At 71.7% G+C, this 22489-nt stretch carries 26 protein-coding genes; 14 read left to right on the top strand and 12 right to left on the bottom strand.

What is annotated here, in order from left to right:
• Positions 1-67: 67 nt before the first annotated feature.
• Both Aph01nite_RS42355 and Aph01nite_RS42350 read right to left on the bottom strand, forming a co-directional pair.
• Entirely contained in the window at positions 68-784 is a 717-nt protein-coding gene (locus Aph01nite_RS42355; protein ID WP_204045765.1) for a DUF5941 domain-containing protein, read from the bottom strand.
• Entirely contained in the window at positions 781-2361 is a 1581-nt protein-coding gene (locus Aph01nite_RS42350; protein ID WP_204045764.1) for a CDP-alcohol phosphatidyltransferase family protein, read from the bottom strand. The genes Aph01nite_RS42355 and Aph01nite_RS42350 overlap by 4 nt, the downstream gene beginning before the upstream one ends.
• 258 nt (positions 2362-2619) lie before the next feature.
• On the opposite strand from Aph01nite_RS42350, the gene recO reads away from it, so the two are divergent.
• Both recO and Aph01nite_RS37125 read left to right on the top strand, forming a co-directional pair.
• Positions 2620-3432 carry a DNA repair protein RecO gene (gene recO / locus Aph01nite_RS37130; protein ID WP_204045763.1) on the top strand — a complete coding sequence of 271 codons (813 nt, stop codon included), beginning with the start codon at positions 2620-2622 and terminating at the stop codon, positions 3430-3432.
• 13 nt (positions 3433-3445) lie between these two features.
• On the top strand, positions 3446-4216 hold the full coding sequence (locus Aph01nite_RS37125; RefSeq protein WP_204045762.1) for an isoprenyl transferase: 771 nt from the start codon (positions 3446-3448) through the stop codon (positions 4214-4216).
• An 8-nt stretch (positions 4217-4224) separates the two neighbouring features.
• Here Aph01nite_RS37125 and Aph01nite_RS37120 read toward each other — a convergent pair whose 3' ends face one another.
• Positions 4225-4749 carry a CGNR zinc finger domain-containing protein gene (locus Aph01nite_RS37120; RefSeq protein ID WP_204045761.1) on the bottom strand — a complete coding sequence of 175 codons (525 nt, stop codon included), beginning with the start codon at positions 4747-4749 and terminating at the stop codon, positions 4225-4227.
• 64 nt (positions 4750-4813) lie between these two features.
• Between Aph01nite_RS37120 and Aph01nite_RS37115 the strand changes: the two genes are divergently transcribed.
• Positions 4814-5722: a DMT family transporter gene (locus Aph01nite_RS37115; protein WP_204045760.1), complete on the top strand. Its 909-nt coding sequence runs from the start codon at positions 4814-4816 to the stop codon at positions 5720-5722.
• On the opposite strand, the gene Aph01nite_RS37110 is transcribed toward Aph01nite_RS37115, so the two are convergent.
• The 5 genes from Aph01nite_RS37110 to Aph01nite_RS37090 form a co-directional block, all read right to left on the bottom strand.
• Complete coding sequence (locus tag Aph01nite_RS37110) at positions 5671-6051, bottom strand: Fur family transcriptional regulator (protein ID WP_204045759.1); 381 nt, start codon at positions 6049-6051, stop codon at positions 5671-5673. The two genes, Aph01nite_RS37115 and Aph01nite_RS37110, sit on opposite strands and share 52 nt — an antisense overlap.
• Positions 6048-6881, bottom strand: coding sequence for a metal ABC transporter permease (locus Aph01nite_RS37105; RefSeq protein ID WP_373872372.1), 834 nt, complete (start codon positions 6879-6881; stop codon positions 6048-6050). The genes Aph01nite_RS37110 and Aph01nite_RS37105 overlap by 4 nt, the downstream gene beginning before the upstream one ends.
• 1 nt (position 6882) lies before the next feature.
• On the bottom strand, positions 6883-7758 hold the full coding sequence (locus tag Aph01nite_RS37100; RefSeq protein WP_204045758.1) for a metal ABC transporter ATP-binding protein: 876 nt from the start codon (positions 7756-7758) through the stop codon (positions 6883-6885).
• On the bottom strand, positions 7755-8705 hold the full coding sequence (locus tag Aph01nite_RS37095) for a metal ABC transporter substrate-binding protein (protein WP_239162264.1): 951 nt from the start codon (positions 8703-8705) through the stop codon (positions 7755-7757). The genes Aph01nite_RS37100 and Aph01nite_RS37095 overlap by 4 nt, the downstream gene beginning before the upstream one ends.
• Positions 8706-8789: 84 nt before the next feature.
• A complete protein-coding gene (locus tag Aph01nite_RS37090; protein WP_239162263.1) occupies positions 8790-9194 on the bottom strand; it encodes a DUF6703 family protein in 405 nt (134 codons plus the stop codon).
• 51 nt (positions 9195-9245) lie between these two features.
• Between Aph01nite_RS37090 and Aph01nite_RS37085 the strand changes: the two genes are divergently transcribed.
• From Aph01nite_RS37085 to Aph01nite_RS37065, 5 genes are all read left to right on the top strand, one after another.
• Positions 9246-9527 (top strand): antibiotic biosynthesis monooxygenase family protein, encoded by a 282-nt coding sequence (locus Aph01nite_RS37085; protein WP_204045756.1) that lies wholly within the window; start codon positions 9246-9248, stop codon positions 9525-9527.
• Between the two features lie 100 nt (positions 9528-9627).
• Positions 9628-10992 (top strand): glycine--tRNA ligase, encoded by a 1365-nt coding sequence (locus tag Aph01nite_RS37080; protein ID WP_373872373.1) that lies wholly within the window; start codon positions 9628-9630, stop codon positions 10990-10992.
• 158 nt (positions 10993-11150) lie between these two features.
• The gene (locus Aph01nite_RS37075) at positions 11151-11777 is read left to right on the top strand and encodes a glycerol-3-phosphate acyltransferase (protein WP_204045754.1); all 627 of its coding nucleotides are present in this window, start codon (positions 11151-11153) and stop codon (positions 11775-11777) included.
• On the top strand, positions 11774-12541 hold the full coding sequence (locus tag Aph01nite_RS37070; protein WP_204045753.1) for a hypothetical protein: 768 nt from the start codon (positions 11774-11776) through the stop codon (positions 12539-12541). Before Aph01nite_RS37075 ends, Aph01nite_RS37070 begins: the two co-directional genes overlap by 4 nt.
• The gene (locus Aph01nite_RS37065; RefSeq protein ID WP_204045752.1) at positions 12538-13101 is read left to right on the top strand and encodes a glycerol-3-phosphate acyltransferase; all 564 of its coding nucleotides are present in this window, start codon (positions 12538-12540) and stop codon (positions 13099-13101) included. The genes Aph01nite_RS37070 and Aph01nite_RS37065 overlap by 4 nt, the downstream gene beginning before the upstream one ends.
• Here Aph01nite_RS37065 and Aph01nite_RS37060 read toward each other — a convergent pair.
• The 4 genes from Aph01nite_RS37060 to Aph01nite_RS37045 form a co-directional block, all read right to left on the bottom strand.
• On the bottom strand, positions 13098-14024 hold the full coding sequence (locus Aph01nite_RS37060; RefSeq protein WP_204045751.1) for a hypothetical protein: 927 nt from the start codon (positions 14022-14024) through the stop codon (positions 13098-13100). The genes Aph01nite_RS37065 and Aph01nite_RS37060 overlap by 4 nt on opposite strands.
• Positions 14025-14035: 11 nt before the next feature.
• Positions 14036-16177, bottom strand: a complete 2142-nt coding sequence (locus Aph01nite_RS37055) for a PEP/pyruvate-binding domain-containing protein (protein ID WP_204045750.1) — start codon at positions 16175-16177, stop codon at positions 14036-14038.
• Entirely contained in the window at positions 16174-17016 is an 843-nt protein-coding gene (locus Aph01nite_RS37050) for a UbiA prenyltransferase family protein (protein WP_204045749.1), read from the bottom strand. Before Aph01nite_RS37050 ends, Aph01nite_RS37055 begins: the two co-directional genes overlap by 4 nt.
• 245 nt (positions 17017-17261) lie before the next feature.
• Complete coding sequence (locus Aph01nite_RS37045; RefSeq protein WP_204045748.1) at positions 17262-18170, bottom strand: dienelactone hydrolase family protein; 909 nt, start codon at positions 18168-18170, stop codon at positions 17262-17264.
• Between the two features lie 110 nt (positions 18171-18280).
• Between Aph01nite_RS37045 and Aph01nite_RS37040 the strand changes: the two genes are divergently transcribed.
• The 6 genes from Aph01nite_RS37040 to Aph01nite_RS37015 form a co-directional block, all read left to right on the top strand.
• Positions 18281-18430, top strand: a complete 150-nt coding sequence (locus Aph01nite_RS37040; RefSeq protein ID WP_204045747.1) for a hypothetical protein — start codon at positions 18281-18283, stop codon at positions 18428-18430.
• Positions 18427-19410 carry an AAA family ATPase gene (locus tag Aph01nite_RS37035; RefSeq protein WP_204045746.1) on the top strand — a complete coding sequence of 328 codons (984 nt, stop codon included), beginning with the start codon at positions 18427-18429 and terminating at the stop codon, positions 19408-19410. The genes Aph01nite_RS37040 and Aph01nite_RS37035 overlap by 4 nt, the downstream gene beginning before the upstream one ends.
• Positions 19407-20306 (top strand): DUF58 domain-containing protein, encoded by a 900-nt coding sequence (locus Aph01nite_RS37030; protein WP_204045745.1) that lies wholly within the window; start codon positions 19407-19409, stop codon positions 20304-20306. The genes Aph01nite_RS37035 and Aph01nite_RS37030 overlap by 4 nt, the downstream gene beginning before the upstream one ends.
• Positions 20303-21250: a VWA domain-containing protein gene (locus Aph01nite_RS37025; RefSeq protein ID WP_204045744.1), complete on the top strand. Its 948-nt coding sequence runs from the start codon at positions 20303-20305 to the stop codon at positions 21248-21250. Before Aph01nite_RS37030 ends, Aph01nite_RS37025 begins: the two co-directional genes overlap by 4 nt.
• Positions 21251-21260: 10 nt before the next feature.
• Positions 21261-22109, top strand: coding sequence for a S1C family serine protease (locus Aph01nite_RS37020; protein ID WP_204045743.1), 849 nt, complete (start codon positions 21261-21263; stop codon positions 22107-22109).
• A 9-nt stretch (positions 22110-22118) separates the two neighbouring features.
• The coding region (locus Aph01nite_RS37015; protein ID WP_204045742.1) for a response regulator transcription factor at positions 22119-22489 on the top strand (371 nt) is incomplete at its 3' end.

Here is a 22489-nt window from a genome sequence, read left to right as displayed (position 1 = left end):
GGCAATCATGCGGCTCGGCCGCTGCGGAGCGGCCGAGCCCGCCGATCCGGAGGATCGGCCATAGACACTAGCCTTGTTCTGCGTCGCCGGTGGCGGCCTCCAGGACCTCCTCCGGGCTGGCCTCCAGGTCCTGGTCGGCGGACGCCTGCGCCAGGGCCGAGGCCTTGTCCAGCCGTACCCAGCTGGTCACGCTCTCCACCGAGAACAGCACCACCAGGTACGCGGTGAGCAGCCCGGCCACCCAGGTCAGCTGGCCCAGCGCCGCCCCGGCCCCGATCACCAGCAGCCGGACCTCCCAGCCGAGCCCGGCCTTGAAGATCCACGCGGGCGGCCAGATGCTCTGCCGGGTCCGGTAGACGGTGTCGTACGTGTGGTACCCGACGATGTAGATCAGCACGAAGAGCAGCCACTTGGGCGTGTCCTCGGCCAGCCCGAGCAGGATGATCGTGAGGAACTCCGCGCCGCGCAGCAGCGGCGGGGTCAGCCAGTCGAACCGGCCCAGATGGTCCCGGGGCGCGGTCGGCACCACCAGCACCACCAGCACCAGCGCCGGGACCAGCAGGATCGGCCCGTCGGTGAGCGTGCCGGAGACGGCCAGCGCCACGATCGCGATCAGGGCGGCCAGCGTGGCCGGGACCGGCGGCAGGCCGCGCCCGAGGCGGTTCTTGAGGGCGGCCACCAGCGGGCCGTCGTCGCGGTAGGCGAGCAGCCGCTCGGTCTGGATCCGGCGGCGCTCCTCGTCCGGGTCGGGGAGCGGGGTGACCTGCTGCGGATGCGTGATCATGCGAGCGACCTCAGGAGACGTCCGGTCAGGGTGTAGGTGGCCGCGATGCCGCCCCAGACGATCAGGGTCAGGAACGTCACCCGGGGGTCGAAGAACGCGGTGACGATCGCGATGGCGGCGAACCGCTCGCCGATCGGGAACACGATCATCTTGCGGGCCCAGTGCACGGGGCGGAACCGCCCGGCCCTGGCCCAGAACCGGAGCGCGGTGTGCACGCCGCCGCTCCGGCTGAGCTTGCGGGTCTCCAGCGCCTCGCGCAGCGGCCGGTCGTCGGCCGCCGTCAGGTCGAGGGTGGGCAGCGGGACCGGCGGCTTGCGCCGGTTGGCGGCCCCGAAGGAGAAGTCCAGCAGGTGCTTGACCGACTGGAGCGCCAGCGCCACCAGGGCCAGCGTCCAGACGTCCTCGCCGTCGCCGAACTGGCCGGACACGGTCGCGCCGATGGCCAGGCCCACGAAGCAGGCGTACTCCTTGAAGCGGTCGAAGGTGGCGTCCAGCCAGGCGCCGAGCACGCCGAACTGGCGTGCGTACCTGGCCACCTGGCCGTCCACGCAGTCGAAGACGAACGCGAAGTAGATGAGCACGCCGCCGGCCACGTAACCGGTCCTGGTGCCGGTGGCGAACGCCGCCGCCGCGAGCAGGCCCGTGAAGATCGAGATCAGCGTGACCTGGTTCGGGGTGAGCCCCCTGCGCGCCGCCCAGCGGGCCAGGAAACGCGAGTACGTGCTGACGAAGAACGTGGTGAAGAACCCGTCGGCGCCCTTGACCGCGTTGTCCAGCCGGGCCCGGTCCTCGTCGAAGGCCGCCATCTCGCCGAGCGCGGCCACCGCCTCGGCCGGCTGGCGCAGGCGGCGGTAGAACAGGTCGCGCCGGCCGCGCACGCCGACCGAGACGCCGCGCCGCACCAGGCCGAACACGAGCAGTTCGGTGACGTCGTCCTCCGGGCCGAACAGGTGCGTCAGCTCGGCCAGCTCGCGGGCCACCTCGGCCAGCACCGCGACGTGCTTCTGCTGGAGGTGGATCGGCCCGAGCAGGGCCGCGTTGGGGCGGGTGACCGCGTGGTGGGCGGTGCCGACCGAGATCACCCGGCCGCGCCCGGCGCGGGTGCGCTGGGGCAGTCCCTCCAGCACGCCCATGCCGATCTCGGGCTCGGCCTCCTCGATGGGCGGCGGCTCGGGCGCGTTCTCGTCCCGCTCCTCGCGCAGGATCAGCGCGATGGCGCCGCGCTTGGCCTTGGTGAGCTGGTAGATCAGCTCGTCGTGGAGGAGCGCGTCGGCGGGCAGGATGAGCACGTTGTCGGTCGAGCCCTCGACCGCGTCCGCCAGGGCGCGCAGGTCGCCGGCCAGGTCGGCGCTCTCGGTCACCCGCGCGGAGTGGGCGCGGTACGCCGCCGCCTGGGCCGGTCTGGCGATCGTGACCGGCTCGGGGTCGAGGGAGGCCAGCTGCTGGAGCAGCCTGCCGTACACGGTTGGGGCCCCGGGCAGCGACGGCAGCGGCAGGTCCGTGGGAGGGACGGGCGGCGCGCCGGCCTCGGAACCGATCGGGCCGGGCGAGGAGCCCAGCAGGACCACGCGGGTCATGGCACCCTTTCAGGCGGGGGGTCAAGTCAGGGTATTCAGAACGGACATTCAGGGCGGCGGTCACCAGGCGGGGTCGGCCATCTGGCGCGGTAAGCCCGCCAGCGCGCCAAAGCTTAGTGACCTTTCGGTTAAGCCCGCGCATCCCAGGTTTACCCCACGTCAACCTGATGTCCAAGCTCGGGGCGCTTTTTCCGCCCCAGTTAGCGCCCTGATTCTTACCGAAATTTCCCGATTTGTGACCCGGAGTAGCATGAGCGGGTGAGTCTTTACCGTGACGAGGGCGTCGTGCTGCGCACCCACAAGCTGGGGGAAGCCGACCGCATCATCACGATTCTCACCAAGCGCACCGGCAAGGTCAGAGCCGTCGCCAAGGGCGTACGGAAGACCAAGTCGCGGTTCGGCGCCCGCCTGGAGCCCTTCACCCACGTGGACGTGCAGTTCCACACCGGCCGCTCGCTCGACATGATCAACCAGGTCGAGACCCTCCGCCCGTACGGCGAGGCGCTGGTCACCGACTACCCCCGCTACACGGCGGGCGTCGCCATGCTGGAGACCGCCGACCGGCTCACGCAGAGCGAGAAGGAGCCCGCGCTCCGCCAGTTCCTGCTGCTGGTCGGCGGGCTGCGCACGCTGGTGGACGGCTCGCACGAGCCCCGCCTGGTGCTGGACGCGTTCTTCCTGCGCTCGCTCGCGGTGGCCGGCTACGCCCCAGCGCTGTCGGAGTGCGCACGCTGCGGCGCGGAGGCGGTGCGGGCGTTCGCGATCGTCGCGGGGGGCGTGGTCTGCGGCTCCTGCCGGCCCGCGGGCGCGGCGGTCCCGGCCGCGGAGACGATCGCGCTCATGATCGCGCTGCTGCGCGGCGACTGGCCGGCCGCCGACTCGGCCGAGCCCCGCAACCGGGTCGAGTGCAGCGGGCTGGTGGCCGCCTACCTGCAATGGCACCTGGAGCACGGAATCCGCTCATTGAGGCACGTCGAACGCACAGAGAACATAGAACGCAAAGAACACATAGGGCACGTGAACCACACAAGTTCTTCACATGCCGCGCACGTTCCCCCCACCCGCAGCTAATACCCTCGGGGGCATGGTTCGCCCGCCTGCCCCGCATCCGTCCGGGGCCACTCCGCCCGCAATTCCCCGCGAGTTCGTGCCCCGGCACGTCGCGATCGTCATGGACGGCAACGGCCGCTGGGCCAAGTCCCGCGGCCTGCCCAGGACCAAGGGGCACGAGGCGGGCGAGTCCTCCCTGTTCGACGTCATCGAGGGCGCGATCGAACTGGGCATCCCGTACCTGTCGGCGTACGCGTTCTCGACCGAGAACTGGAAGCGCTCGCCCGACGAGGTGCGCTTCCTGATGGGCTTCAACCGGGACGTGATCCGGCGCCGGCGCGACGAGCTGAACGCGATGGGCGTGCGGGTGCGCTGGGCCGGCCGGCCCGGGCGGCTGTGGAAGAGCGTGATCTCCGAACTGCAGACCGCCGAGGCCATGACCACCGAGAACGTCACCCTCACCCTGCAGTTCTGCGTCAACTACGGCGGCCGGGCCGAGATCCTCGACGCCGCCGTCAAACTCGCGTCCGACATCGCCGCCGGCCGGGTCAAGGCCGACAAGGTGACCGAGAAGCTCTTCACCCGCTACCTCGACGAACCGGCCATCCCGGACGTGGACCTGTTCCTGCGCTCCTCCGGGGAGCAGCGCATCTCCAACTTCCTGCTCTGGCAGACCGCGTACGCGGAGATGGTCTTCCTCGACCGGCTCTGGCCCGACTTCGACCGCCGCGACCTCTGGCGGGCGTGCGAGATCTACGCCCGGCGCGACCGGCGCTACGGCGGCGCCATCCCGAACGCCGTCTAGGTGTACATCTAGGCGCGCCGCCGCGCCCGATACGCCGCCACGTGCATCCGGTTCCCGCAGGTACGGCTGTCGCAGTACACCCGGGACCGGTTGCGCGACTCGTCCACGAACACGTGCGAGCAGTCGGGCGCCGAGCAGGTGCGCAGCCGGTCCCGCTCGCCCTCCACCAGCACGTGCGCCAGCGCCACCCCGCAGTCGGCGGCCAGGTGCTCGGCCAGCGAGGCGCCCGGCGCGAAATAGTGCACGTGCAGGGGGAAGCCGTCGTGCTCGGTCAGCCGCGGCGTGATCCGGGTGCGGCCGAGCAGGGTGTTCAGCCGGTCGATCGCGGTCCGGTCGTCGCCGGAGGTGAACACGTCGTGGAATGCGCTCGCCAGGGCGCGCACCTCGGCCAGATCGCCGGGATTGAGGAACTCCACCCCGCTGACCTTGCGGCGGAGCACGAAGCCGGCCAGCTCCTCCATGTCCGCGGGCGGGGTGTTGACCAGATCGACCACAGTGGCGAGCGAGTACACCATGTCATGACTGAATGGCATGTTGACTCCTGTCGAGCCCCGTCTTTAGCTTGTCCAGGAAGCGTATCCCCCCGGAGGGCCTCCCGTGCGCGCACATCGTCGGATCGTGCTGGTCGCGATCACCGGGGCGCTGGTCATCAGCATCTCGGCCCCGCTCGTCCGGCTCGCTGAGGTCGCCCCGGCCACCTCCGCCTTCTTCCGCTGCCTGTACGCGATCCCGCCGCTGCTCCTGCTGGCCTGGCTGGAGGGCCGCACGCGCGGGCCGATGACCTGGCGGGAGCGGGGCGCGGCCTGGGCGGCCGGGGTGCTCTTCGGCCTCGACCTGCTGTTCTGGCACCACGCCATCGCCTACGTGGGCGGCGGCCTGGCCACCGTCCTGGGCAACCTCCAGGTCTTCATCGTGGCCTTCGCCGCCTGGGCGCTGCTCAGCGAACGGCCCCCGGCCCGGCTGATGGCCGCCACCCCGGTGGTCTTCCTCGGCGTCGTGCTGATCTCCGGCCTCTTCGACCACGCCGCGTACGGCTCCGATCCGGCCCTCGGCGTGATCTTCGGGCTGATCACGTCCTTCTGCTACGCCGCGTTCCTGCTGATCATGAAGAAGGGCTCGGGCACCCGTACCGCCGCGCCGCTGGCGCACGTGACCGTGGCGGCGACGCTGCTCGTGGGCCTGCTCGGCCCCGTCTCCGGCGGCGCCGTGTTCGCCCCGTCCTGGCCGGCCCACGGCTGGCTGCTCCTGCTGGCCCTCGGCCCGCAGGTGGCGGGCTGGGCGCTGATCTCCTGGTCGCTGCCCAGGCAGCCGGCCGCGCTCACCGCGCTGCTGCTGCTCATCCAGCCCATGACCACGGTCGTCATCTCCGCGCTGGTGCTCGGCGAGCGCCCCTCACCGCTCCAGCTGACCGGCTGCGCCGTGATCGTGCTCGGCGTCCTTTACGGCTCCCGCCCTCAGCGCGCGCCCACGCAGGAGGCGCAGGTGCCGAAGACCTCCACCGTGTGAGTGATGTCCACGAACCCGTACTCGGCGCCGATGGTCTCGGCCCAGCGCTCCACGTCCGGCCCGGCCACCTCCACGGTCCGCCCGCATCGGCGGCAGACCAGATGGTGGTGGTGCACGCCGCTGGCGCAGGCCCGGTAGACGGCCTCGCCCTCGTCGGTCCGCAGGACGTCCACCCGCCCGTCGTCGTTGAGCGCCTGCAGCGCCCGGTACACCGTGGTCAGGCCGATCTTCGCGCCGTCGGACCGCATCTCGGTGAAGATGTCCTGCGCGCTCCGGAAGCTCTCGCTCCGGCGGAGGATCTCGTGAACCGCGTCGCGGCTTCTGCTCATATCGTGGACTCCCGGGGACGGCTTCGCCGTACGAATCTACCCACCGTGAGGGCCACGGCGAAGCCGGCGAGCGCGAGCAGGACGATCGCGGCGCCGGACGGCACGTCCAGGTAGAAGGACGAGGTGAGCCCGCCCACCGTGGCGAGCACGCCGAACAGCATGGCCAGCGCCATGGTGGCGCGGAAACTGCGGGCCAGCTGCTGCCCGGTCGCCACCGGGACCACCATCAGCGCGCTGACCAGGAGCAGGCCCACCGCCCGCATGGCGACCACCACGGTGACGGCCGCCACCACGGCGATCAGCAGCCCGAGGAAGCGGGTGGGCAGGCCGGCGGCCCTGGCCACCTCCTCGTCCTGGCAGAGCACGAACAGCTCCCGGCCGAAGACCGCGAGCACGCCCAGCACCAGCACCGCCAGCAGCGCGATGACCCACAGGTCGGCCCCGGTCACGCTGGTGATCGCGCCGAACAGGTAGGTGTTCAGCGAGGCCGTGCTGCCGCCGGGGGTCAGGTAGATCAGCATCACGCCGCCCGCCAGGCCGCCGTAGAACAGCAGCGCCAGCGCCACGTCCCCGCTGGTCCTGCCCCTGGCCCGGACCAGCTCGATGGCGACCGCGCCCAGGGCGGCCACCACGACGGCGGTCAGCACCGGCGCGGTCCCGGTGAGGAAGCCCAGCGCGACGCCGGTCAGGGCCACATGGCCGATGCCGTCGCCGAGCAGGGCCAGCCGGCGCTGCACGATGAAGGTGCCCACCGCGGGCGCGGTCAGGCCGACCAGTACGGCGGCGGCCAGCGCGTACCGCATGAAGTCCAGGGCGAAGAGCTCGATCACGTCACAGGTCCAGGTTCTCGGTGCGGCGCGAGCCGATGGCGGCGTCCGACCAGCCGGACATGCCGCCGCCGGTGGCGGCCTGGGGGGCCTCCGGAGCGTGCGGGTGCACGTGGTCGTGGCCGGGCAGGGCGTGCGCGCCGACCGCGTGCGGGGGGAGGCCGTCGTGCACCACGCAGCCCTCCTTCAGGACCACCGCCCGGGTGATCAGCGGCTCCAGCGGGCCCAGCTCGTGCGCCACCAGCAGCACCGTACGCCCCGCCCTGACCAGGCCGGACAGCGTGCCGGCCAGGTGCCGCTGGCTGGCCGCGTCCACGCCGGCCGTCGGCTCGTCCATCACGAACGCGTCCGGCTCCCCGGCCAGCGCGCGGGCGATCAGGACCCGCTGCTGCTGCCCGCCGGAGAGCGTCTGCACGGGATCCCCGGCCCGGTCGCCCAGGCCCACCTCGGCCAGCGCGCGGGAGACCGCGTGCCGGTCCGCCGCGCTGGTGGGGCGGAACCGGCTCTGGCGCGCGATCCGGCCGGAGGCGACCACCTCGCGGACGGTCGCGGGCACCCCGCCGCCGACCGAGAGGCGCTGCGGCACGTACCCGATCCGCCACCACTGGCGGAACCGGGCGGGGGCGGAGCCGTACAGCTCGGTGCTGCCGCCGGAGAGGGGGATGAGGCCGAGCAGCGCGCGGATCAGGGTGGACTTGCCGGAGCCGTTGGCCCCGAGCACCGCCACCACCTCGCCCTCCTCGATGGCCAGGTCGATGCCGCGCAGGATCTCCCTGCCGTCCAGGCTGATCCGGCCGGCGGTCATCCGGAACGCTGTGGGCACGGCCGCCGCCTTTCTCGCGCCGTCGGGCGGCGCGTCGTGCGCGACAGGTGCGGTCATGTGCATCCGAGCGCGGTACGGAGGGTCGCGAGGTCGCTCCGCATGGCGGTCAGATAGTCCCCGCTCGCGGGCTGGCCCTCCAGCGGATTGAGCACCGCCGTCTTCGCGCCGACCTCGTTGGCGAGGACCTCGGCGACCTTCGGGCTGACGAGCTCCTCGGTGAAAATGGTAGTCACCTTCTTCTCCTTCGCGATCCGGGCCACCTCGGCCAGGCGCGCGGGGGAGGGTTCGCTGTCCGGGTCGATGCCGGTGATGCCGACCTGTTCGAGCTTGTACCGGCCGGCCAGGTAGCCGAACGCGGCGTGGCTGGTCACGATGGCGCGGTTGGCGCAGGTGGTCAGCCCCTGCTGGAACTCGGTGTCCAGGGCGGTGAGGTCGGCCGCGGTGGCGGCGGCCCGCTCCCGGTATCCGGCCGCGTGCGCGGGGTCGGCAGCCGCGAGGCGTTCGCCCAGCTTGGTGGCCATGGTGGCGAACCGCTGCGGGTCGAGCCAGACGTGCGGGTCGTAGCCGATGTCCTCGTGCTCGTGACCGGCCTCCTCGCCCTCGTGTTCGCCCTCGCCCTCGTGTCCGTGCTCGTCCGGCTCGGCCGCGATGGTGGTGACCACCGAGGCGGCGTCGAAGCCCCGGTCCGCCGCGTGCTGCTGCACGGCCTCGTCCACGGCCGGCTGCACGCCCCTGATGTAGACGACCAGGCCGGAGCTCTGGATGTCGGCGACCTGGCGGGGGGACAGCTCCAGGTCGTGCGGTTCGACCCCGGGCTTGGTGAGCCCTTCCACGGTCACGTCGGATCCGCCGACGCGCTGGGAGAGCCACTGGAGGGGATAGAAGGCGGCGGCCACGTGGAGTGTGCCGCCGGCGGACTGAGGCGATCGATCGGGGCTGGACCCGCAGGCGGCGGAGAGCAGGGTGAGCGAGGCCACCCCCGCGACAGCGGTGAGACTACGCAAGCGCAAATTTCCGGACATCACGCTTCGAGTATGAGGAAAATGAAAACGGTTGTCAAAACTGTCCGGATTGTCCGCCGAGTCGCGTCAGATCAGACCGAACCTGGTCAAGGCCACGAGCAGCAGGAACGTCGCCAGCGCCACCCTGAGCAGCCGCCCCCCGATCCGCAGGGAGGGCCAGGACATGTAGCCCAGCCACGCGACGAACCCGAGCACCGGCAGCACGGCCAGCCCGCCGCGCCAGTCCGCCACCACGAAGCCCGTCAGCAGCAGGCCCACCAGCACGAGCGGGACCACCCAGCGCGGCAACTGGTAGAGGAAGACCAGGACGGTCGCGCTGCGCTGCTCGACCGCGCGGCGGAACCCGGTCGCGCCGGGTGTGAAGAACTGCTCGCCCACCGGAAGCGGCCGCTTGGCCGCGGGCTTGCGCGCCGGCGCCTGCGGGCGGGCCAGCGGATGGGCGGGACGGCGAGGTTTGGAGGTATCGGCCACGGTCACGAGCCTAACCCCGCGCCTCCACCAGGAGGATGACATGCTTGGCCCATGCTCGCCGTGATCCGCTATTCGGTGCCCGAGTCGCAGGCCGACCACTTCTCCGGCCAGGCCAGGGAGATCCTCGACCTGTTCGCGTCCCAGGACGGATTCGTGCGCGGCCAGGTCAGCCGTTCGGTGGACGAGCCCAACCTGTGGGCCCTGGTCAGCGAGTGGGAGGGCGCCGGTTTCTACCGTCGCGCCCTGTCCGCGGCCAGGATGGCGTTGTATCCGCTGATGACCCTCATGATCAACGAGCCCAGCGGGTACGAGCGGGTGTACGGAAAGGGCTGAGCGGGTGGCCTCGGGATTCCCCTAAGCTTGGCGGATATCAATCCCCAGCGCCGACACCCAGCCGGATGGAGCCGCACTCATGGCACGTCGTACCGACGTCATGGAAACAATCGTCAGTCTCGCCAAGCGCCGCGGGCTCGTCTACCCGTCGAGCGAGATCTATGGCGGACTGCGCGCCTCCTGGGACTACGGTCCCCTCGGTGTCGAGCTGAAGAACAACGTGAAGCGCGAGTGGTGGAAGAGCGTGGTGCAGGGCCGCGACGACGTCGTGGGCCTGGACTCGTGCGTGATCCTGGCCCGCGAGGTGTGGGTCGCCAGTGGCCACGTGGAGACCTTCACCGACCCGCTGACCGAGTGCCAGTCCTGCCACAAGCGCTACCGGGCCGACCACCTCGAAGAGGCCTACATCGAGAAGCACGGCAAGGCCCCCGAGAACGGCCTGGCCGACCTGGTCTGCGTGAACTGCGGCACCAAGGGCGCGTTCACCCAGCCCAAGCAGTTCAGCGGCCTGCTGAAGACCTACCTGGGCCCGGTCGAGGACGAGTCGGGCCTGGCCTACCTGCGCCCGGAGACCGCGCAGGGCATCTTCATCAACTACCTGAACGTGCAGCAGTCGGCGCGTAAGAAGATCCCGTTCGGCATCGGCCAGCAGGGCAAGTCGTTCCGCAACGAGATCACGCCGGGCAACTTCATCTTCAGGACCCGCGAGTTCGAGCAGATGGAGATGGAGTTCTTCGTCAAGCCGGGCACCGACGAGGAGTGGCACCAGTACTGGATCGACGAGCGCCTGCGCTGGTATGTCGACCTGGGCATCGCCAAGGACAACCTCCGGCTCTACGAGCACCCCAAGGAGAAGTTGTCCCACTACTCCAAGCGCACCGTCGACATCGAGTACCGGTTCAACTTCACCGGCTCGGAGTGGGGTGAGCTGGAGGGCATCGCCAACCGCACCGACTTCGACCTGTCCAGTCACGGCAAGGCCTCCGGCGTGGACCTGTCGTTCTTCGAGCAGGAGACCGGCGAACGCTACGTGCCGTACGTGATCGAGCCCGCCGCCGGTGTGGACCGGGCGACGCTCACGTTCCTGCTCGACGCGTACACGGTGGACCAGGCCCCCAACGCCAAGGGCGTCCTGGAGGAGCGCACGGTCATGCGCCTCGACCACCGCCTGGCGCCGGTCAAGGTGGCCGTCCTGCCGCTGTCCCGCAACGCCGACCTGTCGCCGAAGGCCAAGGACCTGGCCGCCCAGCTCCGCCGCCGCTGGAACGTCGACTTCGACGACGCGGGGGCCATCGGCCGCCGGTACCGCCGCCAGGACGAGATCGGCACCCCGTTCGCGATCACCGTGGACTTCGACACCCTGGAAGACCACGCGGTCACCATCCGCGAGCGCGACACGATGGCCCAGCAGCGGGTCGGCCTCGACCAGGTCGAGTCGTATCTGCGTCAGCACCTCAACGACTAGTTCGTTTTCTCACGAGCCTGTGCGCGGCGGACAGTCGCGTACGGGCTCGTTTCATGAATAGCGTGAATATCGAGTCAGGTTGATTTTCCCTGCGGCAGCTGTTGTACTTTTGTACGGGCCTGGATCTGCCCTGCTTAATGCGGAGAAAGCAGGTCGCCATGACTCTGCCGGACCAGGATTCGACGCTCGGTATTTCCGATGTTCTCGCACTCGGCGGAGTGTTCCTCGTCGGGGCGCTGCCTTTCGCGCACATCCTCGCGAGGTCGGCCGCCGGAGCAGATCTTCGTACGGTGCGCACCGGGACGGTTTCGGCGTCGAACGTCTACGTGGTGGCCGGGCCGGCGCCGTTCGCGCTGACCTTCCTGCTGGATCTGGGCAAGGGAGCCGCCATGGCCGCCCTGGTGCGGCGACGCCGGCCGGATCTGCTGGCGGTCGCGGGGGGACTGGTCGTCGCCGGGCACAACTGGTCGCCGTTCCTACGCGGCGCGGGCGGGCGGGGCGTGCTGACGGCGACGGGTGTGCTGCTCGTGGCCGCGCCGGAGGGCGCCGCGCTGGTCCTGGGCAGCGCCGCCGCCAGTGGTCTCCTGGGGGACACCGCGCCCGGTTGTTTCGTCGCGCAGGTGCTCCTGGTGCCGGTGCTGGCGGCGTCGCAGGGCCGTACCGGGGCGTTGCTCGGGCTGGCGCTGGCGCTTCCGATGCTGGTCAAGAGGCTGGTCGGCAACCGCGGAGCGGCCTCGGGGCGGGTGTATCTGACGCGGCTGGTCTATGACCGGGACGTACGGTGAACGATCGTGCTCCCTCGCGGATCCTCCTCGTGACCGGCGTCGGCCTGCGCGGCGAGCAGGAGGACCGTCTCGTGTCCCTGGCCGGTCGGTTCTTCGACCCTCCGGTGCCGGTGATCGTTCATCGTTACGGCGTCCTGAGGTCCGGTGTGGTGCTCCGGGCGGGGCAGCGCGCGGCCACCGGGAGGCTGGTGGCGCGGCTGCGGCGGATCGTGGCCGAGTGCGGTGAACCGGACGTCTTCGCGCACAGCTTCGGCGCCTGGCTGGTCGGGCACGCGCTCATCGGCGATCCCGGCCTCCGGGTCGGCCGTGTCGTGCTCACGGGTTCGGTGCTGCGGCCGGACTTCGACTGGAAAGTCCTGATCTCCCGGGGTCAGGTCGAGGCGGTTCTCAATCATTACGGCCGGAACGACCAATGGTCGAGAGTGAGCCAGTTGTTCATTCCGGATTCTGGTCCTTCTGGTTATCGAGGTTTCGTGGCGAGCGCGGGCGTGCTGAATCAGGCGGAGCCGCATTTCGCGCATACGACGTTCTTTCGGGCCGAGAAGATGGAGACCGCGTTCCGGCAGTTGTGGGGGCCGTTTCTCAATCTCCGGCCCGGTGAGCTTCGGCGGCTGGTGGATCCGGCCGGCGAGGAGACCTGGCGGCCGGTGCCCTGGCTGTTGCGGGCGAATCTGCTGCGCGGGCTCGCCCTGTTCAGTGCGGTGGCGGGCGCGATGTCCGTGGCCGGACTGCTCGTACTGCTGGTGGGCGGGCTCGTCCGGTGAACGAGCTGCTCCTGGCCGGGACGCTGCTGCTCTCGTATTTCGCCGGGGCCGTCCCCTTCTCCCAACTGGTGTCCCGGCGGAACTACGGCGTGGATCTGCGGTTCGTCGGCACGGGCACGGTTTCGCCGCTGAACCTGTCCCACGTGGCGGGCGCCCGGCCTGCCGTACTCGCGGGGGCCTTGGAGGGGGCGAAGGGGACTCTGGGCCCGCTTCTGGTCGGCGCGGACCGGCCCGGTTACGCGGCGCTCGCGGGGGCGCTGGCCGTGACGGGGCATCTGTGGTCCCCGTTCCTGAGAGGCGCGGGCGGGCGGGGGCTGGCCACCGCGACCGGGGCGCTGCTGGTGGTCGTCTGGCCGGCGGCGGCGGTGATGTGCACGGGACTGGTGGCCGGGGTGCTGGTCAGGAGGCTAGTCCAGGCCATGAGCGTCGCGCTGTTCGCGCTGGTGCCGGTCGTGCTGCTGGTGGACACGGTCGTGGGGACGCTCGCCACGATGCTCATCGTCGCGCCGATCGGGGCCAAGACCGCGATCCTGATCCACCGGCGCGGGCGGGCGGCCTAGATCCGGCCGCGGGTCTCCACCCGGGTGTGCCCGAGCAGGGCGGGGACCCACATGACGCGGCTCGCGTACCGCAGCGCGCGGCTGCTGATCCTGGCCTGGTGCTCCTCGAAGGCCAGGACGTAGATCCGGTACGCCTCGGGGTAGGTCCGGCGCCACCAGCGCGCGCCCATGCGGACACCGGAGGAGACGGCCAGATCGGCCCGCCCGGCGTCGTCCACCAGGGCGCGCAGCAGGTTCGGGCGTCCGGCCCGGACGTCGGAGCTGAAGTCGATCATGTCGTCCGACAGCTTGGCGGTCACCCCGAGGCTGGTGAACTGCTCGACGATCCCGGGTGTGGCGGGGTTCGCGTGGAAGATTCCGACGATGTGGGCGAGCGCGGCCAGCAGGCCGCCGGAGTCCATGACGGCGCGGTCCATCATCGCGCCGAAGTCACCGGGGTTCTCCGCGCCCTTCCGGTACGTCTCGTACAGTCCGCCGACGTACCCGGCCAGGAAGTCGTTGATCGGCGCGTAGGTGTCGAAGCCCTCCATGAACGCGCGCCATTCGCGGACGCGGAGCCGTACCTGGGGGCTGTGGAAGAGTTCCCGGAAGTCGAGGGGTTCGCCCGCGGCCTCGCGGCGGTCGAACTCGTCGTCGAAGGCGAAGCCCAGGCGCATGAGCACGATCGCGACCTTGCCGGTCTCCGGGCGGAGGGGGCGGCCGGCGAGTTCGGCGTAGCCCCGGAGCAGGAAGCCGAGGACGACGTCGTAGATCGCGATCTGGTGGCGCAGGATCGGCGCGGTGAGCAGCGCCCGCAGGTGGCCGCGGGCGGGCCGGTCCCGGTAGGGCTGCCACAGGAGGTGGCGCAGGTAGCCGGGCACGAGGCGGAGGAGCAGCCACGGCGTCTGGCTCAGCGACGGCGGCAGGTGCGTCCGGTCGGGCATCGTCGCCTCCTCTAGTGGAGTTCCACGGTGCCGGCGGTGCCGTCCACCGTCACGAGGGTTCCGTCGGTGAGCCGTCGGGTGGCGTCGCCCAGGCCCATGACGGCGGGGACGCCGTACTCCCGGGCGATGACCGAGGCGTGCGCGGCGACGCCGCCGCTGTCCACGCAGAGCGCGGCGACCCGATCGAGCAGGGGGGTCAGCGCGGGTACGGCCGCCGCGACCACGAGCACATCGCCTGGACGCACACCGTCCACGGCGGTCGGGTCGCGGAGCACCCGCGCGGGGCCGGTCGCCCGGCCGGGACTGGCCGCCGTCCCGGAGAGAACTCCCGTACGCGCGGGGTCGGCCCGCAGGAACCTCGGCACCGACAGCAGCATCCTGGCCAGCAGGAACGGCGGCCTGCCCACGACGAGCGGCACGTGCAACCGCCGCCGCGCCTCCCATTCGGTACGGCGTTCGCGCGCCCGTTCCCGATAGTCCGCAAGATCGCCCGTGGCCAGGACGGCGTCGAGTTCCGTACGGACCAGGAAGAACAGGTCGTCGTGCAGGTCCAGGGTCTGGCCGAGCCGGCGTACGCAGCGGCGCAGCAGTGGCCAGGCGAGGGTGAACCAGGCGGTGTGCTCCTCGCGGAGCGAGGCGTACCGGCGGGCCACGCCCAGCAGGGCGGTGAAGCGCGCGGCGAGCCGAGGCCGGCCGGCGAGGGCGCGCAGGCACGCCGACTCCGCCGCCCGCCGTTCCACCGCGAGATCGCCGCCCGTCCACTCAGGCCCGGACGGGCGCAACTCGCCCAGGGTCTCCCGGATCCAGTCCAGGCTGTGCACGGCATGATCGGGTGTCCGCGGGGGGCGCGGTGAGCGGAGCAGCGTCTGGTGGGAGGCGGCCGCGACGCGCAGGTGGCGGTGGTGGAAGCGGGCGAGCGCCACCTCCGCGCGCCACGCGGCCCCGCCGAACAGCACCATCGACCAGAGGAACTCCCCGGCGGCGGACGCGAGCCCGTCCACCATCCGGACCAGTTCCGCCGGGCCGGCCTCGTCGACGCGCCGCCCGCCGTCGGCCACCAGTCGCCGGTAAGGGGCCAGCACCCGGGACTGCCAGCCGCGGGCGAGCCGGGCGAACGCCAGCCGGTCGGACAGGTCGGGGCGGAGCGAGCCGAGCAGCGTCGCCAGCGCGAAACGGGGACGCCGGACCAGCCCGCGGAACAGCAGCGTCTGCCTGCCGCTGCCGATCGGCGAGTGGAAGTACCAGCCGTGCACGAGGACGTGCAGCGGCGCGGGCGGCCTGATCCCCGCCTCGGCCGACTGGCGGCTGTGGAACCGCTCCTCCATGCGTTCGAGCGGCCAGGTCGCGAACAGCGGGGTCACCGGCTCGGGCAGCCACTCGCCGAGGCGGATGCTCCGGAACCAGGCCCCCCGCAGGGGAGCCGCCCACACGGGTTGATCGGCGAGCCCGGTCATGGGCCTGGCCTGGAGGACGAACAGCGCATCCCCGGCGAGCGCCCATTCGAGTTCCAGCGGCGGCCCCAGCAGCCGCTCCGCCTCCCGCAGCGTGGCCGCGACCGCCTCCGCCTGCCCGGCGGTAAGCACGCCCCGGCTCGACCGGCGGTGACTCGCCCCCGTAGTGATCTCCCAGTCCTCGGGTTCCGCCTCACCGGACACGAGTCGCGCGCCGTCGCCCCGCACCGCGCTGACCAGCGCCCGAGTACGGTCACCCGTGATCGGGTCCGCTCCCAGCGCGACCCCGGCCGCGTCGGCGGCGACCAGGCGCTGCACCAGCACGGCCATCGAACGCCGGTCGTCCACACCGCGCCGGGCCCGGTAGGCGTTCACGGCCGCACTCTCGGCTGACGCCCTGCATCGGCGGATCGCCGCTTCCAGCGCCTCCGGGCCGCGCACGTCCAGCACCGTCTCGTACTGCCCGGCGAAAGACGAGTCGGGCAGATCCTCGGCATGGGCGGAGGACCGCACGGCCAGGGGAGTATCGCCGTAGAGGTCCAGGACCTGGCGGAGCAGTTCCGGCGACACGTCGGCCGTGATCACGATGCCGTCCGGGACGGGGAATCCGGCTTGGGCCAGTTTCGCGAGCGTGGCGGCCTTCGTGCCTGTACGGCTCCGATCGGCCGCCCGGGGATCGTCCAGGGGGAGGAGGCCCGTCATCGCAGCAGCCAGAGCGCGCCGACCCCGAGGAACCACGCCACCCGCATCAGGAAGACCGAATGGCGCATGGCGGCCGGGTCGTTCTCGGGGACCGGGAGGTGGATGGCCGAGGCCACGGCGAAGCCGCACACGGTCAGCGCCGCCGGCGCGTAGAGGAACGGACGCGACGTGACGACCGTCCCCGCCACCACCGCCAGCGTCAGTGTTCCGATCAGGACCCGGAAAAGCCGCACGGACGCGCGCGCTCCCCACACCGTGGCGAAAGTCCGGATGCCGCTCCGGGCGTCGCTCTCCCGATCCGTCCTGGTCTTCAACGTCTCGTAGGAGAACATGAACAGGAACGCGAGCCCGATCGCCACCACGACCGGCGGATGTGATTCCCGGGCGACCGCCGCCCCGAAGCCGACGGGAAAGCTGGCGCAGGCCGCGACCACGACGTTGCCCACGAGAACGGTCCTCTTGAACCAGAGCGAGTAACTCACCGCGAACGCGGTCAAGGCCAGCAGCGCGAGCGTCATCGCCGCCCCCAGCGGAATGGTCAGCGCGATCGCCGTCAACGCCAGAATCGCCGCGAGCACTCCGGCGAAAGACACCGGCACGCTGCCACGCGGGAGCGGACGCCCAGGCTTGCCGATCCGGTCGAGATCGAGATCAGCGATGTCGTTGACCACGTTGGCCACCGCCACGACCAGCGCGATCGCCGCCGCGGCCAGCGCCAGCCGCCCGCCGTCCGTGGTGAGCGAGCCGGTCGCCAGGTACGCCCCGAGCAGCACGCTCACCGCTCCGCCGACACAGCTGGGCAGCCTGACGAGGACCACCAGGTCGGTCAACCCCGCCAAACGCTCACACCTCCTCCAGAGGAGGAACGATCACATTTTGGCGGAATTTAACGCGACATGAAAGCAATCATCAGAAAAGGGTGTTTGATCCTTCTAGTTAAAGGACCTATCGGAATGGGCCGGCCCCTCTGGGCGCCGGTGTGGCGAGGAGTGTCACCTGCGTTAACGGCGCCGGATAACGGCGAGAACCCGGCATCCGGCCCATTCTGATAGCCGCTCAACGAGCTCCTTTCCTGGGGAATTCGTCAGCCCGCCAGGTGTTCCCCGAACCATTCGGTGAGCTTCTGGTACGCCTGGCCCGCCGCCTCCGGGTTGTACCGCGACCCGGTCTCGTTGAAGAACGCGTGCCCCGCCCCCGGATAGGTGACCAGTTCGTTGGTGAGCCCCGCCTTGTCCAGCGCCTCCTTGGCCGCGTCCCGGGTTTGGTTGACCCGCGCGTCGTCCTCGCCGTAGATGCCCAGCACGGCGGCTTCGGTCCCGGAGAAGTCCGCCCCCTCGGGAAGCGGCCCGTAGAAGGGCACCCCCGCCGCCAGGCGCGGCTCCCCGGAGGAGAGCAGCAACCAGACCATGCCGCCGCCGAAGCAGAAGCCCACCGCCCCCAGCTTGGCCCCCGGCACCCGGCGTTCCAGCTCGTCCAGACCGGCCTTCATGTCGGCCGAGAACCGCTCCGGCGTGGCGTCGCTGAGCGCGGCCGACACGTTCCCGGGCTCGCCCAGCGCGGCGGTGCCGCCCTCACGGGACAGCAGGTCGATGGCGAGCGCCGAGTAGCCCTCGGCCGCCAGCCGCCCGGCCACCGACCGGGTGTGGTCGTTGAGCCCCCGGTTCTCGTGCACCACCAGGACCCCGCCGCGTGGCGTGGCGGCCGCGGCGAAGGAGCCCATCAGCTGACCGGCGGGCCCGGCGAAGGTGATCTCCTCGGTCGGCAGCGGAGCCGGCCCGACCGGAGTCGCGCCCTCGGCGGGCGTCGCCGCGGGCGCGGAGGCGGCCGGCTCGGCTCCTTCCTCCGGGGCCCCGCACGCGGCCAGCAGCGCGGTGGCCGCGGGCAGGCCCAGCCCGAGCAGTGCCAACCGGCTCAGGGCTTCACGTCGCGGAATGATGCCGTCGGCCGCGTCTTCCGCGACTTCTTCGGCCAGGTAGCGCTGAAAGGGCGTCATCCACCGAAAGTTACCGGCAAATTCCGAAAGAAAAAGTAAAAGCGCGGTTTACGGGGGTTTTCGGACCTATTTGGTGACATGGGGTGATTGCTGCTTTGGGAAGGGGACCCATGTCTGCTCGCTGGAAGGCGGCCGCATTAGCCTCCGGGCTGGTGCTGGTGACCGCGGGACCGGCCGACGCCGAACCCGCGCCACGCCAGGAAGCCGAGTTGCTGCTCGTGGTGGACGACTGCCCGGCGAAGGAACCGTTCGCGCCATGACCGAGTCCCAGCGGCTCGAACGCGCGCTCTTCGAGGTCAAACGGGTGATCGTCGGCCAGGACCGGATGGTCGAGCGCATGCTCGTGGCGGTCCTGGCCCGCGGCCACTGCCTGCTGGAGGGTGTGCCCGGCATCGCCAAGACGCTCGCCGCGGAGACTCTGGCGGGCGTGGCCGGCGGCACGTTCGCCCGCATCCAGTTCACCCCCGACCTGGTGCCCTCCGACATCGTCGGCACCCGCGTCTACCGGCCGTCCACCGAGAGCTTCGACACCGAACTCGGCCCGGTGATGGCCAACTTCGTGCTCGCCGACGAGATCAACCGCGCGCCGGCCAAGGTGCAGTCCGCGCTCCTGGAGGTGATGGCGGAACGCCAGGTGAGCATCGGCGGGACCACGTACCCGGTGCCGACGCCGTTCCTGGTGCTGGCCACCCAGAACCCGATCGAGTCCGAGGGCGTCTACCAGCTCCCCGAGGCCCAGCGGGACCGCTTCCTCATGAAGATCGACGTCGGCTACCCGACCGAGTCGGAGGAGCTCGCCATCCTCTACCGGATGAGCGTCGACCCGCCGTCCGCCGCCCGGATCCTCGACCCCGACGAGCTGCTCTCCCTCCAGCAGGTCACCGACACCGTCTTCGTCCACCACGCCGTCGCCGAATACGCCGTCCGCCTCGTCTACGCCACCAGAACCCCCGACCGGTACGGCCTGGCCGAACTCACCCGCCTGCTCTCCTTCGGCGCCAGCCCCCGCGCCACCCTCGGCCTGGTCGCCGCCGCCCGGGCGCTCGCCCTCCTGCGCGGCCGCGACTACGTGCTCCCCGGCGACGTCGCCGACCTGGCCGCGGACGTCATCGCGCACCGCCTGGTGCTCTCCTTCGACGCCCTGGCCGAGGGCATCTCCGCCCGCCACCTGGTCGAACAGCTGCTCAAGACCATCCCGCAGCCCAGGATCGCGCCGACCCAGGAGGAGGACGCCGCGTGAAACCGCCCGAGGAGGTGCTGCGGCGGCTCGAACTCACCGTCACCCGCAAGCTGGACGGCCTGCTCCAGGGCGACCACCTCGGCCTGCTGCCGGGGCCGGGCACCGAGCCCGCGGAGGCCAGGCCGTACGAGCCGGGGGACGATGTGCGGCGGATGGACTGGAACGTCACCGCGCGCACCGCGCTGCCGCACGTCCGGGACGTGGTCGCGGACCGGGAGCTGGAGGTGTGGGTGCTGCTGGACGCCACCGCCAGCATGGACTTCGGCACCGGCCTGATGGAGAAACGTGCGCTCGCGCTGGCCGCCGTCGCCTCGGTCGGCTTCCTCACCCAGCGCACCGGCAACCGCATCGGCGCGCACGTCCTCCAGTCCGGCGCCGTACGGCGGCTGCCCGCCCGCACCGGGAGGGCCCACCTGATGGCGCTGATGCGGGCTGTCATGACCCTGCCCAGGGACGGCGCGAGCGAGCCCCGGATGGGCTTCGCCATGGACCAGCTGCGCAGGACCGTGCTCCGGCGCGGCCTGGTCGTGGTCGTCTCCGACTTCCTGGACCCGGTGGAGACCTGGGAGACGCCCCTGCGCCACCTCGGCGTACGCCACCAGGTGCTGGCCGTGGAGGTCACCGACCCCCGCGAGCTGACCCTGCCCGACGTCGGCGTGATCACCCTGGTGGACCCGGAGACCGGCCGGAAGCAGGAGGTCGCCAGCGGCAGCGCCCGGCTGCGGGAGCGGTACCAGGCCGCGGCGGCGGAGCAGCGCGACCGGATCGGGGCCGCCGTCCGCCGCGCCGGGGCCGCCCACCTGGCGCTGCGCACCGACCGCGACTGGCTGCGCGACCTGATCCAGCACATCCTGCTGCAACGCCGCCTGGCCCGGCTGGCGGGAGGCGCCGGATGACCTTCCTGTCGCCGCGGTGGCTGCTGCTGCTCATCCCGGTCGCCGCGATCGTCGCCGCATACCTGATCATGCAGCGGCGGCGCAGCCGGTACGCGGTCCGCTTCACCAACCTGGACCTGCTCACCAGCGTCGCCCCTCGGGGGCCGGGCTTTCGCCGCCACGTGCCCGCCGCCGCGTTCTCGGTCATGCTCGTGCTCCTGGTCCTCGGGTTCGCCCGGCCGACCGCGGAGGTGCAGGTGCCCCGGGAGCGGGCGACCGTCATCGTCGCCTTCGACGTCTCCGCGTCGATGCTCGCCGAGGACGTCGAGCCGACCAGGTTCGCCGCCGCCCAGCAGGCCGCGCGCCGCTTCGCCGAGGGGCTGCCCCCTCGTTTCAACCTCGGTCTGGTGGCGTTCTCGCAATACGCGTCCATAGCCGTGCCGGCCACCACCGACCGGCAGGCCGTGCTGGACGCGGTGGACCGGCTCTCCACCTCGGCCGGCACCGCCATCGGCGAGGCGGTGTTCGCCTCCCTCGACGCGATCAGCACGATCGACGCGAGGGCGGGCGCGGACCCCCCGCCCGCCCACGTGGTGCTGCTCTCGGACGGCTCGATCACCACCGGCCGCTCCATCGCCGAGGCGGTCGCCGAGGCCGGCAAACGACGCGTCCCGGTCTCCACCATCGCGTACGGCACGCCGCGCGGCATGATCCAGATGGACGGCCGCACCATCCAGGTCCCCGTGGACGGGCCCGCGCTCAAGGACCTGGCCGACTCCACCGGCGGGAGCTTCTACGAGGCCGCCTCCGGCGGCGAACTCCAGGCCGTCTACGACGACATCGGCAGTTCGGTCGGGTTCCGCACCGAGCGGCAGGAGGTCTGGCCGTGGTTCGTCGGGCTCGGCCTGCTCGGCGCGGTGGTCGCGGCCGGCACGTCCCTTCTCTGGTTCTCCCGGATTCCCTAGCGAGGCGCGCGTGACAGATCCCATCGGACTCGGGACGCCCAGAGGGCCGGGCTTCCAGCAGGTGCCGATCTCGTGGCAGCCGCCGGCGGCAGCCGTACCGGAGCGGGCGGCGGGGCGGCGGCGGGGGGCGCTGGCGTCGGCGACGCTGGTGGCGCTCCTGGCCGGTGGCCTGGCCGGCGGCGCGGCCGGATGGTACGCCGGGCGGCCGGGGGAGGAGCCGAGATCGGCGGCGCTGCCCCGCTCGGCGGCCGGGCCGGTGCCGACGCTGGCCGGCCTGAGCGGCACGGCCGCCATGGTGCTGCCCAGCGTGGTGTCGGTGGAGGCCAGGCGCGGCTCCGGGTCGGGCTTCGCCATCGACCAGGTCGGCCACGTGCTCACCAACGCGCACGTGGTGGAGGACACCGACACGGCCACGGTGATCCTGCACGACGGGCGGCGGCTGTCGGCCCGCGTGATCGGCAGCGACGAGGCCTACGACCTGGCGGTGCTCCAGGTGGAGCCGGGCTCGGGCCTGATCCCGGCCATGCTGGCCCGCTCCGCGGACGTCCGCGTGGGCGACCAGGTGCTGGCCATCGGCTCGCCGCTCGGCCTGGCCGGCACGGTCACCTCGGGCATCGTCAGCGCCCTCGACCGCGAGGTACGGCTCGGCAACGGCGGCGGCAAGCAGACCGCCCTCCAGACCGACGCCTCGATCAACCCCGGCAACTCCGGCGGGCCGCTGGTGAACGTGCGCGGCGAGGTGGTCGGTGTGAACACGGTGATCGCCACCCTGTCCCGGCGGGGCGGCAACATCGGCATCGGGTTCGCCATCCCCGTGGACCGCGCGGCCTCCGTCGCGGAACGCATCATCCGGGATTAGGTTCGGAAGATGAGGCTGCTCGTGGTCGAGGACGAGGAGGATCTCGTCGACGCGCTGAGGGTCGGCCTGGTCCGGGCCGGCTACGCGGTGGACGTCGCCTACGACGCGCCCACCGCCGACCAGAAGCTGAAGGTCAACGCCTACGACCTGGTGCTGCTCGACCTGAACCTGCCCGGCGGGGACGGGTTCGAGCTGTGCCGGGCGGTCCGGAGCGGCGAGGGCGGCGGCCAGGTGCGCATCCTGATGGTGACCGCCCGCGACCGGCTGGACGACCGGGTCCGCGGCCTGGACGAGGGCGCCGACGACTACCTGGTGAAGCCGTTCGCGTTCCCGGAGCTGCTGGCCCGGGTGCGGGCGCTGCTGCGCCGCGACTCGGCCGG

Origin of the sequence: Acrocarpospora phusangensis, assembly GCF_016862995.1 — a bacterium.
GTDB classification, from domain to species: domain Bacteria; phylum Actinomycetota; class Actinomycetes; order Streptosporangiales; family Streptosporangiaceae; genus Acrocarpospora; species Acrocarpospora phusangensis.
Note: the sequence above shows the minus strand (reverse complement) of the source record. Positions and strands in the feature narration are given on the sequence as shown.

Coding starts and splice junctions, on each gene's coding strand:
- Aph01nite_RS37075 (WP_204045754.1), top strand. CDS start 11,151: ATGACTCTGCCGGACCAGGATTCGACGCTCGGTATTTCCGATGTTCTC.
- Aph01nite_RS37035 (WP_204045746.1), top strand. CDS start 18,427: ATGACCGAGTCCCAGCGGCTCGAACGCGCGCTCTTCGAGGTCAAACGG.
- Aph01nite_RS37055 (WP_204045750.1), bottom strand. CDS start 16,177: ATGACGGGCCTCCTCCCCCTGGACGATCCCCGGGCGGCCGATCGGAGC.
- Aph01nite_RS42355 (WP_204045765.1), bottom strand. CDS start 784: ATGATCACGCATCCGCAGCAGGTCACCCCGCTCCCCGACCCGGACGAG.
- Aph01nite_RS42350 (WP_204045764.1), bottom strand. CDS start 2,361: ATGACCCGCGTGGTCCTGCTGGGCTCCTCGCCCGGCCCGATCGGTTCC.
- Aph01nite_RS37060 (WP_204045751.1), bottom strand. CDS start 14,024: ATGCCCGACCGGACGCACCTGCCGCCGTCGCTGAGCCAGACGCCGTGG.
- Aph01nite_RS37040 (WP_204045747.1), top strand. CDS start 18,281: ATGTCTGCTCGCTGGAAGGCGGCCGCATTAGCCTCCGGGCTGGTGCTG.
- Aph01nite_RS37080 (WP_373872373.1), top strand. CDS start 9,628: ATGGAAACAATCGTCAGTCTCGCCAAGCGCCGCGGGCTCGTCTACCCG.
- Aph01nite_RS37125 (WP_204045762.1), top strand. CDS start 3,446: ATGGTTCGCCCGCCTGCCCCGCATCCGTCCGGGGCCACTCCGCCCGCA.
- Aph01nite_RS37045 (WP_204045748.1), bottom strand. CDS start 18,170: ATGACGCCCTTTCAGCGCTACCTGGCCGAAGAAGTCGCGGAAGACGCG.
- Aph01nite_RS37110 (WP_204045759.1), bottom strand. CDS start 6,051: ATGAGCAGAAGCCGCGACGCGGTTCACGAGATCCTCCGCCGGAGCGAG.
- Aph01nite_RS37085 (WP_204045756.1), top strand. CDS start 9,246: ATGCTCGCCGTGATCCGCTATTCGGTGCCCGAGTCGCAGGCCGACCAC.
- Aph01nite_RS37025 (WP_204045744.1), top strand. CDS start 20,303: ATGACCTTCCTGTCGCCGCGGTGGCTGCTGCTGCTCATCCCGGTCGCC.
- Aph01nite_RS37100 (WP_204045758.1), bottom strand. CDS start 7,758: ATGACCGCACCTGTCGCGCACGACGCGCCGCCCGACGGCGCGAGAAAG.
- Aph01nite_RS37120 (WP_204045761.1), bottom strand. CDS start 4,749: ATGCCATTCAGTCATGACATGGTGTACTCGCTCGCCACTGTGGTCGAT.